Below are 13,228 nucleotides of genomic sequence, written 5' to 3'. Positions count from 1 at the left end.
TCATTACACAATTAGTGGATTTTAGAGTCAATCATAACATGAGCACTCTTAAAATACTAAACATCTCTTTTTTAGAAAAATTTACCAAAAAATTTATTCACAATTTTGAGTTTTTCTCGCATGGGCTGAACCTGCAAAGAGTCGGGTGAGCTTTTCTCGCTATGATGAAATGCCTCACTTTGACTATATAACAGTGTGCCAAACGCGGTTTGGTATTTACGCTCACCAATCATCGTCGCAATGGTGCGAAGCTTGTCATCATCACCATATTGGGTGTAGGCAGAAATCGCTGCGTGTTGATTGACCTTATTGACTTTATTGGCAAAGATTTTTTTGGCCAATGGCAATAATCCGCGCATTTCAGCACCACCGCCCGTGATCACATACCCTTGCTGTAAAAAATCACTTAGCCCCTCTTTATCCAGCTCTCTTTTAATATTGCCTAAAATACTGATATAGCGAGCTTCAGTGACTTCAAGTAGCTCAAGCATATTAATGGTTTTTTCATCGTCATGCTGTGAGCGCTTGATGGTAAAAAATTGGCTTGAGTCAATCCCATGACGATCGACACTGGCTTGGGATTTTTTCATATTTTCCGCTTCAGCAATGGTGACGTCTAGCAACATAGAGATATCCAGCGTTGCGTGATGTCCGCCTTCGGCAAAACAATGGGTATAAATCAGCTTATCCTCACGGTAAACGCAGACACTGGTGGTCGATGCCCCAATATCAATCAGACATACGCCATGGTATTTTTCTTCAGGCAATAGGCCGTATTCGGCGGTAGATACCGCATCAAATAGCATTTGGTCGATACTGACATCACATTCTTGCAGCAGTTGCTGTAAATTTTGGCGACCTTTGACGGGCATCATCATCAGATGATAGAGCACCATCAAGTCACTTGCTTGCATGCCAATCGCATCATCAATCATCTCAGCATTGCCATCTAAAGCAATACCTTGCTGGGCATAATGCATCAAATACAAATCATCTGTAAGATGTTTATTTTTGGCTTGGGTTAGCGCGGCAACCACGTCTTTGGCTTGTACGATGTCATGTTTGATTTTGACTTCGCCCACACTATTGACGCTTTGCAAATCTGGGGTAGAAAAGCTCAGCCAAACACTGTTGACACGGCAATTTGCCATGTCTTCAGCGTTTTGAATAGATTGTTTGATGGCAGATTTTAGACGTTCGCGGTGGCGAATGGTACCTTGCGAGAAATCATGATTTTTGACAGTAGATAAACCGATAATACGAATATCTTGCGCACTGTGGATTTGCCCAATCACAGTATGAATAGCAGTAGCACTTAGGTGGACGACGACGATCAGATCTGGCTTTTTCATAGAACACTACAAAATTATGTTTCACCTAATGGCTGGGGTTGGCGGTGGTTTTTAAGGCGTTAGTTTTTGAATCGGTTGCTGAGTTGGCATCGGTCACCGGTTTAGTATCAGCGGATTTGGCATTGACGGCAGTTGTATCACTTGCTTGCTGTATCAAAGGTCGTTTGGTAATTGCCATGCCATTTTTATAGCGTAGATCCACCGTTTGCAGCGTTTTAAGCTGTGGTTTAAGCTGATTTTGTAACATGATGCTCAGTCGATACAGTTTTTCTGACGTATTGTCATTATCAACCAGTACCCGAAGTCCGTTATCAAAGCGAAATAGCCATGCCATTCTGGGCGTTACAATGACTTCTTCAATTTTTATACCCAGTGGCATAAACCAATCACTGACTTGCTTGATTTGCTGCATCATGACAACGGCATTTTGGCTATCGCCTTGTAGCTGCATTAGGCTGGTATTATTTAGGTCATTGCTATCGGCAGGTTTAAATACCATGCCATTGGCATCGACTAAACGTTCACTACCAAACTTGGCAACGGCTTGGCGCGGTACTACATTGACCACAATACCTTGTTGCCAATCACGGCGCACATCGGCTTGCCCTACCCAATCTACCGTCTCAAGTTTTGCTAGATAGCTTTGTAAATCAGCTTTGAGCAGATTTGTGTCTGCTTTTTCGCCCAATAATTGCTGAAGCTGCAGGGTTTGCTGGGTATTTAACCCTTTATGCTGCAAACTAATCGCGGCATTGGGTAATTTGTTGAACACATTAATCGCCAAAGCCGCTAATATCAGCAACAATAACACAACGCCAAGCATTAACAACTTTGGCAGCAGCTGATGAAAGCGATTGGGGAGCGTAGTATCTAGAGAAGCAGTTGCCACAAATGAATTTGCCATATTGACCAATCATAACTCGGTCTAAAATTATTAATTACTAAAATCTCAACAACAAAAATCAAAATAACTAAAAATATTACAAGGATTTATGCTTAGAAGCATATCATAGCAAATTCAATGAAATGAATGGTAAATAGATAATACGCTTCTAGACAATTCAAGTACTTTTTTTGTAAACAAATATAAACGAAAACGACTTATTCGCTCAACGTTTGTTCTAAGATACGCACGCATAGCGTCGCAAAATCCATGCCACGCGCTTTTGCTGCCATCGGCACCAGACTATGACTGGTCATACCTGGCACCGTATTGAGTTCAAGTAGATATAGCGTGCCTTCGTCATCTCGTAAAAAATCCACGCGTGACCAACCTTTGCCCCCAATGGCGGCAAACGCTTTTCTTGCGATTTGTTGCATGGTTTGTTCTTGCGCCTCGCTCAAATCTGATGGGCATTGGTAGACCGTATCATCACGATTGTATTTGGCTTCGTAGTCATAAAACTCAGTGGTTGGGATGATACGAATACTGGGCAACACCTCATCACCGAGGATTGAGCAAGCATACTCACCGCCTGTGATGGCTTTTTCTGCCAAAATAGCGCCGTGGTATTGTTTGAGCTGTGGGTAGGTCTTGGCAAGCTCGCCCACTTCTTTAATTTTAAAGACGCCGACACTACTGCCTTCGGCGGCGGGTTTGACAAACAGTGGCAAACCTAGCTGCTGTTCAATAGCAGTAAAATCGGTATTGTCATCAAGCACGACATAAGGCACGTTTGGTAAATCTAACGCTTGCCAAACTAGGCGATTGCGAAACTTATCCATGGCAATTGCAGAGGCTAACACGCCACAACCGGTATACGGAATATTAAAACCGTCTAGCACCCCTTGTAGGCTACCATCTTCACCAAAAGTGCCATGCAGCACATTAAATACGCGGTCATAGTCGCGCAGTTTTGAGATATCTGTTTCTTTGGGGTCAAAGTGATGGGCGTCCACGCCTTTAGCGAGTAGCGCATCAAGCACAGCTTTACCGCTAGTTAGCGACACTTCACGCTCGGCACTCCAGCCGCCACAGACAACCGCCACTTTACCAAATTGTTTGACATCGATAAGCTCTGACATATTGATTCCTAATCTTTTGTTAACCGAATTTATTGCTATAATTATTTCACACAAATTTTTTAAACTATCGCTTGGCTATGACTTGGCAATTTTTTTCACCCATAAAATAATCGCCTGCTGGCAACATGGGCAAGCTACAACAGCTTTTCAATAGCTTAGTTTCATAACCGTTTACCGCCTGGTTTTCAATCAAGCGGTTGTTCAATCAAACGGTTATTTGTCCGCGAGAAATAAATTGTTTTTTGCCAAATCCAGACAGAGTTGACCCACATTACCCGCCCCTTGGGTAATCAGCAAATCATTGCCTTTTAACATACTACCTAACACCTGACGGATTTGATCCATGTCATTGATGTTCAGCATAATCGGCTCAACTTGTCCGCGAGTACGGATGGTACGGGCAAGACTGCGACTATCCGCGCCTTCAATCACCGCTTCACCTGCGCTATACACATCGAGTAGCATCAACACATCGACTTGTGACAACACGTCCACGAAGTCATCGAAGCAATCACGGGTACGGGTAAAACGGTGGGGTTGGAAAATCATCACCAAGCGGCGATCGGGATAGCTTTGGCGAGCCGCTTTGATGGTCATTGCCACTTCGGTTGGGTGGTGACCATAGTCGTCAATCAATAGCACATCGCCTGCGCCATCTTTGACAGGGTAGTTACCATTGTTTTCAAAACGTCTGCCCACGCCGGCAAATTTTTTGACCGCCTGACAAATGGCTTCATCACTGACACCTTCATCGGTGGAGATGGTAATAGCCGCTAAGGCGTTATAGACATTATGAATACCGGGAATGTTCAAAGTAATCGGCAGTGGCTCACGGTCTTTACGCAGTACGGTAAAATGGGTTTTGGTGCCGTCTGCCACCACATCAATGGCTTGTACATCGTTATGTTTTTCCAACCCATAAGTCAACACAGGGCGCGCGATTTTATCAATCAGTCCGTACAACTCTTTGTCATCACCGCACAATACCGCCAACCCATAAAACGGCATATTTTGTAAAAACTGCACATACGCGGCTTTTAGTTTGTCAAAACTGCCGCCATAGGTTTCCATATGGTCTTGGTCGATATTGGTGACAATCGCTGCCATCGGACGCAGCGATAAAAACGACGCATCTGACTCATCCGCTTCCGCCACCAAATAACGGCTTTGACCTAATGACGCGTTTTTGCCTGACGCGTTAAGTTTACCACCAATCACGTAAGTAGGATCCAAACCCGCTTCGGTTAAAATCATGGTAAGCAGGCTAGTGGTGGTAGTCTTGCCATGCGCACCCGCTACCGCAATACCATGACGGTAACGCATGAGCTCACCGAGCATATCGGCGCGGCGTACCACAGGAATACGTCCTGACAAGGCGGCTTGGATTTCTGGATTGGTATGATCAATGGCTGATGACACCACGACCACATCGGCTTCACTGATGTTTTTGGAATCATGCCCGATAAACACTTGAATGCCCATTTGGGTCAAACGGTCGGTCACTGGGCTTTGTTTGATGTCTGAACCGCTAACCATATAGCCATGATTATGGACGACTTCGGCAATACCGCACATCCCTGCCCCACCAATACCGACAAAATGCACGTGGCGTATACGGCGCATCTCTGGGATTTCGACCACGCGCTTGGCAATTTTTTTGGTGACACGGTTGGTTTTTTCAGGTTTTTCAGGTTTTTCAGTAGATTGGGCAGTGGCAGTTTTGGCTGATTTTGACATAGACAGGCTCAATGATAAATGACTTATAAGTTGTAAAAATAATTAAGGTTTTAACTGGGATAAAATGGCATCGGCAGCCAGCTGTGTGGCATTGGGTTTGGCAAATTCACGTGCTTTTTCTGCCATCGCTAAGATTTGATGACGGTCGAGCTTGGCTAAAATGGCACTTAAACTCTCTGCCGTTAATTCTTTTTGCGGCATTAAAAACGCGGCGCCATGTTCTGATAGGGTTTTGGCATTGGCCGTTTGGTGATCATCGACTGCATGGGGCAACGGCACAAATACCGCAGGCAATCCAACCGTGGCAACTTCTGTGACCGTCAGCGCCCCAGCACGGCAGACAATCACATCTGCCCAGCTGTATGCTTCTGCCATATCTTTGACAAATGGCAAAATCTCATACTGGGTTGATTGGAGTTGTGCTTCGCTATATACCGCTTGGGTAGCCTCTTGGTTGTTTTTACCACATTGATGCCGCACTTGCCATGGCTTGGAGTCTGGCATACTTTCTAATTTTTTTAGCGTGGGCGCGATATGATTATTTAATGCCTGAGCACCCAGAGAACCGCCAATGACCAATAGCTTTAAAGGACTGGTATCATTGACATCGATACGGGCTTTTGGTGGCGGTACTTGTACGATAGCCTCACGTACAGGGTTGCCAACTGTCATTACTTTATTAGAAGGTAGTTCGGTGAAGGTATTTGGAAAGGCTTCTAACACTTGATTAGCAAGCTTAGATAGATAGTTATTACTCATGCCTGCGATGGCATTTTGTTCATGAATTAAAATTGGTATTTTACAAAATTTGGCGGCCAATCCGCCGGGTGCGGTTACATAACCACCAAACCCTACCACGATGTCGATTTTATTGGTTTTGATGATTTTGATAGCCGCTAATGTTGCTTTGAGTAAGGTTGACGGGGCTTTAAATAATCGTTTGATACCGTTACCGCGCAGTCCCTGCATATTGATCGCATGGTAGGTAAAGTCGTAATGTTGTAGCAACTCATTTTCCATACCGATTAGGGTGCCGAGCCAATGCACTTGGGCGCCTGATTGTTGTAACGCTTGAGCCACCGCAATCGCTGGAAACACATGCCCACCCGTGCCTGCTGCCATCATCAGCACGCGCGGTTTTTGCATCGTTGGCTCACTCATTACAAAATCCTTATTCAATCGATATATTCATTGGGATTATCCCATCATAAAAGACCGATTATTTGGAAAAACAATCACCATAAAAATGGCAAAATCATAGCATTTTTTTTATACCTTTAAAAGATAAAAGGTTATTTTATAAAAAAACCCTTGAATCACTGTTCAAGGGTTTTTGATAACTTTGTTGCGTGTTTAACTTATGTTAATGACTCACCTAAAATCACACCGCCGTCTTTTTTGGTAATCATCACCGTCGCTGAACGTGGTGTAGTACCACCAGTAATCGCGCCCCATGTGACCCCTGGTTGATCTTCGCCTGGATGTTGGATATTGATGAAGAGTGTTTTAAAGTCTGGCGTTAAGGTGATACCCGTTACTTCACAACCTTTTGGACCCACAAAGAAACGTTTGATATTTTGTTCTGTAGCTTGCATACCAACGCGGGTTTTGATACCCGCTGATGTGGTTACTTCTTTACCATCATTGACTTTACCTGGCAACGCAGCTAGTAGCATACAGTTGGTTCTGCTAGTGTAAGCACCGTCATCGGTTTGAATCCATAATACGCCACGTGGGTCGAAGTATAAGCCATCTGGTGAAGACAAATCGTTATTGGCATTTAAACCAGACAAATTTTCTGCGGTTAAATCATTTGGCGCTGCAAATAGGTAGATATCCCAGTTAAAGCTGGTAGCTGTATGGTCGTTACCTTTTTCAGCCCAACGAATGATATGTCCGTTACGGTTACCCTTGTTGGTAGCATAGTTACGTGGGTTAGCTGCATCTACCGGATATGAAACGCCACGATTAGAATTGTTGGTTAATGTGACATAAACTTCACCCGTCACAGGGCTGACCGATACCCATTCTGGACGATCCATTCTAGTTGCACCTAGTGCGTCACCCGCAATACGAGCATGTACCAACACATCAGCTTGGTTAGCAAACGCGTATTTTGCATAAGACGCAGTTAATGCGCCTGTACCAAACGTTAATGGTTTCCATTCACCTGTACCATCATCTTTAAATACTGCAACGTACAAAGTACCTTTATCTAAGAACCTGTTCACGATTAAAAAATATGTTAGGATAGACGCTGCTCAGTGGCCGGTTCTGCCAAGCGGTGATGTCATCCAAGATGTTGTCAGTGACTCTGGAAACCAAGCTGCTTGAGATGTCGACGTCGTAGATGTCCTTGATGGTTTCGACAATCTCAGTAGTGGTTTGACCTTTGGCGTAAAAGCTGATGATTTTGTCATCAAGACCTGAAATACGGGTTTGGTGCTTACTGACAAGTACAGGCTCAAAGCTACTGTCGCGGTCTCTTGGGGTGGAGATCTCAAGCTCGCCTGTGTCGCTACGGACTCTCTTTTTAGTGTGCCCATTGCGCTTATTAGGCCTGTCTGCCTTTTCATGCTTGGGGTAGCCGAGATGCTCTTCCATTTCTGCTTCTAGGGCAGTGTCGATGAAGGACTGCATGAGCTGCTTTTGAAAGTCTTTGATGTCATCGAAGCTTTTCATGCTGCTGGCCATTTGCTCAGCCAGTTTCTTGATGTCAGATTGGTTAGTCATTGCTTATTCTCCTGTTAGTGGATTATAAGCAGTTACACAAAGTTTGGGAAACTCTCTGCCTTACATTTCGTATTTTCTATTTGTAACGTAATTTCAGTAATATTATGATTATGTTTTAGAACTTCTAAGGCCTTTTGATAGAGTTGATCTGTATTGCTATTCGGAGCAACCAAATGAGCAGTTAAATGAATATTTTTTGAGGATATAGCCCAGACTTTCAACTGATGAATCCCTTCAACGCCCTCTAGCTTCAATAAATCATTTCTTAACGACTCAATATCAATCTCATCAGGAACTCCTTCAAGCAGAATATTAATACTTTGTTTTAATAAAATCCAAGTTCGAGGTAAGACCCAGAAGCCAATTAACACAGCGATTACGGTATCAACCCACATCCACTGGGTAAAATAAATAACTATTCCTCCGATAATCACGCCTATCGATCCTAGAGCATCACTAAGAACTTCTAAATATGCACCTTTTATATTTAGACTTCCTTCAGCACTAGCAGAAAGGATTTTCATTGAAATCAAATTTACGACCAAACCAATGACCGCGACAATCATCATTTCAACACTTTGAATTTCAGCAGGGTTCGTAAAACGTTGATAAGCTTCATATACAATATATATTGCTACCACAAAAAGCATCACCGCATTAAACAGAGCCGCTAAAATTTCAAATCGCTGATAGCCAAAAGTTCTTTTATCATCTGCGGCTTTTTTACCAATTTTGATAGCGGCAAGAGCAATAGCTAAAGCGGCTACATCAGTAAACATATGAGCTGCATCAGATAACAAAGCCAAACTTTGGGTAATAAAAGCAGCGACAACTTCTACTATTAAAAAAGTAGTCGTTAAACCTAAGGCAACCATTAACTTCTTACTATTTTCTTCAGTAACAACCGCATGGCTATGATCATGATGTTCTGACATAAAATATTTTCCTTATTCTATTTATGATGAGCAGAGATATTGGATAACAGCCAATATCTCTGCTGTAAATCGACTAATCTATTGGATTAAGAAACTTTTTTTTCATTTATCCAACGATAAAGCACGGGTAACAGCACCAAAGTTAGTAATGTTGAAGAGATAATCCCGCCAATCACTACGGTTGCCAGTGGCCGTTGAACCTCAGCCCCTGTTCCGGTTGCCAGCGCCATTGGTACAAAACCCAGTGAAGCCACACAAGCTGTCATCAACACTGGTCTTAAGCGCAAAATAGCCCCTTGCCACACGGCTTTATGCACTGGATATTTGTCCCTTAATTCCTTAATAAAGGTCAGCATTACCAGTCCATTGAGGACTGCAACACCAGATAAGGCAATAAAGCCAATTCCAGCTGACATCGATAATGGAATATCCCTTAGCCAAAGGAACAGCACACCACCGGTCAAGGCAAAAGGTACCCCGGTAAAGACCAATAGACTTTCTTTGACATTGTGAAAGACCGCCATCAGTAAAATAAAGATAGTGATTAAAGCCAGTGGAATCACGATTTGCATCCGTGCTTTGGCTGAAGCCAAATTTTCAAACTGACCGCCATATTCTATCCAATAACCACTTGGCAAAGTGTATGCTTTGAGCTGTGTCTGTACATCAGAAACAAAAGACCCTAAATCACGCCCTTCAACATTCGTTGTAACCACAACTCGGCGTTTACCATTTTCTCGACTGACTTGGTTGATTCCTTCAATGGTCGAGACTTGCGCGACATCCGACAATAAAATACTGCCACCATTTGGAAGCTGAATAGGTAACTGGGAAACAGATGCGACACTACGGTCTTGCTCTCCAAGACGGATAACAAAATCAAAACGACGATCGCCTTCTAAAATCTCTCCCACGCTTTGTCCACCAATACTGGTTGCCACAAGGTCTTGAATTGAACGCACACTCAAACCATATTGTGCAGCCAAAGTTTTATTTACCTCGACATTCAGTAATGGCAAACCTGAGGTCTGCTCAACTTTCACGGCACTGCTACCCGATATTTGCTGAATGATTTTGGAGATTTTAGTCGCCTCAGTATTGAGGACATTCATATCATCACCGAAGATTTTCACACCAACATCACTACGCACACCTGAGATCAATTCATTAAATCGGAGTTCAATCGGTTGTGAAAATTCACTATTATTGCCTGGAATCGTGGCTAAATACGTCACCATACGGCCACGTAATTCATCTAAACTTTCTTTAGGATTTGGCCATTCTGAACGAGGCTTTAACATGATATAGCCATCTGAAATATTGGGTGGCATGACATCTGTTGCAACCTCGGCTGTACCCGTTCTGGCAAATACTGCCTTAATTTCAGGGAAACTCTTTAAAAGAAGTTTTTCAGTATTCTTCTGAATACGTAAAGACTCTTCTAAGCCTGTACTTGGTGAACGTAACTGTTGTATCGCAAAGTCTCCTTCACTGAGCTGTGGTGCAAATTCACTGCCGAGTTTGGTACTGATAAATCCCGTAATCACTAATACACACAGTGCAAAAGTCAGCACAACTGCTTTGTATTGATACGAAATATCAAGAGTTTGCTGATATTTAGCTTTTAGCCATAACATCCAACGACTTTCTTTTTCTTGAATATCGCCTTTGACCCACAATGCCACAGCAGCAGGCACAAAGGTGATCGATAAAATAATGGCTGCAACAAGGGCGAGTACCACTGCCAATGCCATCGGATGGAACATTTTTGCTTCCACACCACTTAAAGCAAAAATCGGCAAATACACCACCAAAATAATAAGCTGACCAAAAATAAGAGGACGACGTGCTTGGCGGGCAGCCAGAAAAACTTCCTTAAAGCGTTCACTTTGTGTGAGAGGTCGTTTTAACAGTTGCTGTGTATGGGCTAAACGCCGGATACAGTTTTCGACAATCACCACAGCACCATCGACAATGATGCCGAAATCGAGTGCACCTAAACTCATCAGATTGGCACTGATATTTTTCTGTGCCATCCCGGTTAAGGTAAACAGCATAGAGAGTGGAATGACACAGGCAGTAATCAAGGCAGCACGGATATTCCCTAAAAACAGGAACAGAATGATGATGACCAGGATTGCTCCCTCTACCAAGTTTTTCTGAACGGTTTTAATCGCCTTCTCAACCAAGGTAGTACGGTCGTACACCGTTTCAATCACTACCCCTTTAGGCAAACTATTCTGAATATCTTGAAGCTTGGCATCCACAGCTTTAGAAACAGTCCGGCTATTTCCACCCATCGCCATCATGGCAACCCCTAAAACGGTTTCTTTGCCGTTATAGGTTGCCCCACCGGTTCTTAAATCATGCCCAATAGAGACTTGCGCAATATCACCAACCCGAATTGGGCTGCCATTTGGGCTACCCAGCATGGTGTTCTCAATATCAGAAAGCCCATTGAATGCACCCGGTACACGTACCGTCAGTTGCTGACCATTGTCTTCAATATAACCTGCACCTCGGTTCTCATTATTTTGCGCTAAAGCCTGTTGCAGTTGTTCTAATGAGATATTCAGTTGCTGCATCCGGTTTAAATCGGGAGAGACCACATAGGTTTTTTCAAAACCACCAATACTGTTGACCTCTGCAACTCCCTTAACACGTTGCAGTTGAGGACGCACAATCCAGTCCTGAATCTCACGTAAATCCATCGGCGTGTATGCAGTTCCATCCGGCTTTTTCGCATTCGGATCTGCCTTCAGTACCCATTGATAAATCTCACCGAGACCCGTAGAAACGGGGGACATCGTCGGTGCGATTTGTGCAGGCAACTCAGATTGCGCCTCCTGTACCCGTTGGTTAATCTGCTGACGGGCCCAATAAATATCAGTCCCATCTTTAAAGACAATGGTGACTTGAGAGAGTCCATAACGGGATATGGAACGGGTAAGCTCCAGATTCGGAATGCCAGCCATGGCATTTTCAATGGGATAGGTAATCCGCTGTTCGACTTCAAGCGCAGTAAAACCCTTGGCTTGAGTATTAATCTGGACTTGGGTATTGGTAATATCGGGTACAGCATCAATCGGGAGTTTCTGATAGCTATACACCCCGACCGCAATCCAGGTACAGACAAAGAGCAACACCCAAATCGCATTTTGTATGGAAAACTGAATGATTCGTTCGAATAAACCTTCTGGTTTTGGCAGATCAGAATTAATGTCCATGGCCTGCCTCGTCTTTTTCTAATTCAGACTTTAATAGAAAACTGCCATCCGCAATGTATTTCTGCCCTTCAGTTAATCCAGAAATGACTTCTAGCCATTGCCCATCCTGACTGCTCACGCCCACTTCTATTGGCTGTGCTTTAAGATGAACCAGTCCCTTTTCTTCAGACTCAATCACAAATACCACAGGTTTTCCTTCAACCTGCTGTAAGGCTTTTTTCTGGACTCTTAACGCTGTTTTTGCTTGTGCATCAGTCACAAAAACATTTACCAAAACATTTGGACGCAGTACATCCGCTTGTGTGGTGACTTTGGCACGCACTTGTAAACGTCCAGTTTGTAAATCTGCCTGTGAATTCAGCGTTTGTACTTTTGCTTGGTAATTTTGATCAGAACCATTGGTTTTAAAGTTTAAAATTTGCCCTACTTGAAGGTGAATATTTGAGGTATTTGGTAGATTAAATTCCAACCAAAGGTCTTTTAGATTTTCAATCACAAAAAGCTGATCCGCCAGTTGGACATTTTCACCGACCACAATATCTTTTTTACTGATCACCCCAGAGATCGGTGCTTTAATCAGAAAACGCCCATTGTTATTGCCACTTGCACTTAATGCATTTAAACGTGCTTGTGAGGACTGGACAGTAATCTGCGCTTGACGGTAGGCATTTTCGGCACGCTGGTAATCCTGTTTGGCAGAAATCCCCTGTGACCAGAGTTGCTGTTCGCGCTGGTAATCTTTACGGGCCAAATCCAGATTCACCTGTGCCATACGCAGATTTGCCTGTTGGTCGATCAGTTCAGGCACGATTAGTACAGCCAGCGTTTGTCCTTTTTGCACGCTCTGTCCTAAAGCCACATTGACCTGCTCGATATAACCACTAAAATTAGGCGATATATGCGCTTGTTGATCGGTATTCACCACCAATTTACCTGGCAGGGTTGTCAGCTTTTCAACCAATCCTGTGGATGCAACAGCAACTTTTAAACCTTGTTCAACCATTTGTTGGCTGGTCAGTTGTATTTCGCCTTCTTCAGCATGTCCTTCTTCAGAACTATCTTTATCAGACTGTTCGGCATTTCCCTCATCATAACCACGCCCCTCAGATTCAGTTTTTTTTGAACTTAACCAAATAGCCAGACTGACCAAGACCGTAATCAGAATCAAAACTACAATCATGAGAGACTGGGATATTTTTCCGTTTTGCTTGGCGTTCAT

8 protein-coding genes and 2 pseudogenes are annotated in these 13,228 nt (G+C 43.5%); all 10 read right to left on the bottom strand.

Going from position 1 to position 13,228, the window contains the following annotated elements; genetic code table 11:
• Positions 1-71: 71 nt before the first annotated feature.
• The 10 genes and pseudogenes from ftsA to H9W84_RS01990 all read right to left on the bottom strand — a co-directional run bounded on the left by ftsA (position 72) and on the right by H9W84_RS01990 (position 13,228).
• Positions 72-1,352, bottom strand: a complete 1,281-nt coding sequence (ftsA, locus tag H9W84_RS02035) for a cell division protein FtsA (RefSeq protein WP_060995575.1) — start codon at positions 1,350-1,352, stop codon at positions 72-74.
• A 25-nt stretch (positions 1,353-1,377) separates the two neighbouring features.
• Complete coding sequence (locus H9W84_RS02030) at positions 1,378-2,256, bottom strand: cell division protein FtsQ/DivIB (RefSeq protein ID WP_239741477.1); 879 nt, start codon at positions 2,254-2,256, stop codon at positions 1,378-1,380.
• Between the two features lie 197 nt (positions 2,257-2,453).
• A complete protein-coding gene (locus H9W84_RS02025) occupies positions 2,454-3,377 on the bottom strand; it encodes a D-alanine--D-alanine ligase (protein WP_160002520.1) in 924 nt (307 codons plus the stop codon).
• A gap of 213 nt (positions 3,378-3,590) precedes the next feature.
• Positions 3,591-5,000, bottom strand: coding sequence for a UDP-N-acetylmuramate--L-alanine ligase (gene murC / locus H9W84_RS02020; RefSeq protein ID WP_060995614.1), 1,410 nt, complete (start codon positions 4,998-5,000; stop codon positions 3,591-3,593).
• A 156-nt stretch (positions 5,001-5,156) separates the two neighbouring features.
• Positions 5,157-6,275, bottom strand: a complete 1,119-nt coding sequence (gene murG / locus H9W84_RS02015; RefSeq protein ID WP_239741476.1) for an undecaprenyldiphospho-muramoylpentapeptide beta-N-acetylglucosaminyltransferase — start codon at positions 6,273-6,275, stop codon at positions 5,157-5,159.
• Positions 6,276-6,472: 197 nt separating this feature from the next.
• Positions 6,473-7,342, bottom strand: a pseudogene (locus tag H9W84_RS02010) (PhoX family protein); the annotation flags it as partial.
• 4 nt (positions 7,343-7,346) lie between these two features.
• Positions 7,347-7,847, bottom strand: a pseudogene (locus H9W84_RS02005) (transposase); the annotation flags it as partial.
• A 32-nt stretch (positions 7,848-7,879) separates the two neighbouring features.
• A complete protein-coding gene (locus tag H9W84_RS02000) occupies positions 7,880-8,782 on the bottom strand; it encodes a cation diffusion facilitator family transporter (protein ID WP_065263189.1) in 903 nt (300 codons plus the stop codon).
• Positions 8,783-8,868: 86 nt separating this feature from the next.
• Positions 8,869-12,009: an efflux RND transporter permease subunit gene (locus H9W84_RS01995; RefSeq protein WP_007116547.1), complete on the bottom strand. Its 3,141-nt coding sequence runs from the start codon at positions 12,007-12,009 to the stop codon at positions 8,869-8,871.
• On the bottom strand, positions 11,999-13,228 hold the full coding sequence (locus tag H9W84_RS01990; RefSeq protein ID WP_219298948.1) for an efflux RND transporter periplasmic adaptor subunit: 1,230 nt from the start codon (positions 13,226-13,228) through the stop codon (positions 11,999-12,001). The genes H9W84_RS01995 and H9W84_RS01990 overlap by 11 nt, the downstream gene beginning before the upstream one ends.

The organism is Moraxella tetraodonis (genome assembly GCF_022359095.1).
Classification (GTDB): Bacteria; Pseudomonadota; Gammaproteobacteria; order Pseudomonadales; family Moraxellaceae; genus Faucicola; species Faucicola tetraodonis.
This window is presented reverse-complemented; position numbering and strand designations above follow the sequence as displayed.

Bases quoted from the DNA above. Each gene is read 5' to 3' on its own strand.
- ftsA (WP_060995575.1), bottom strand. From the start codon at position 1,352: ATGAAAAAGCCAGATCTGATCGTCGTCGTCCACCTAAGTGCTACTGCT.
- murC (WP_060995614.1), bottom strand. From the start codon at position 5,000: ATGCGCCGTATACGCCACGTGCATTTTGTCGGTATTGGTGGGGCAGGG.
- H9W84_RS01990 (WP_219298948.1), bottom strand. From the start codon at position 13,228: ATGAACGCCAAGCAAAACGGAAAAATATCCCAGTCTCTCATGATTGTA.
- H9W84_RS02025 (WP_160002520.1), bottom strand. From the start codon at position 3,377: ATGTCAGAGCTTATCGATGTCAAACAATTTGGTAAAGTGGCGGTTGTC.
- H9W84_RS02030 (WP_239741477.1), bottom strand. From the start codon at position 2,256: ATGGCAAATTCATTTGTGGCAACTGCTTCTCTAGATACTACGCTCCCC.
- H9W84_RS01995 (WP_007116547.1), bottom strand. From the start codon at position 12,009: ATGGACATTAATTCTGATCTGCCAAAACCAGAAGGTTTATTCGAACGA.
- H9W84_RS02000 (WP_065263189.1), bottom strand. From the start codon at position 8,782: ATGTCAGAACATCATGATCATAGCCATGCGGTTGTTACTGAAGAAAAT.
- murG (WP_239741476.1), bottom strand. From the start codon at position 6,275: ATGAGTGAGCCAACGATGCAAAAACCGCGCGTGCTGATGATGGCAGCA.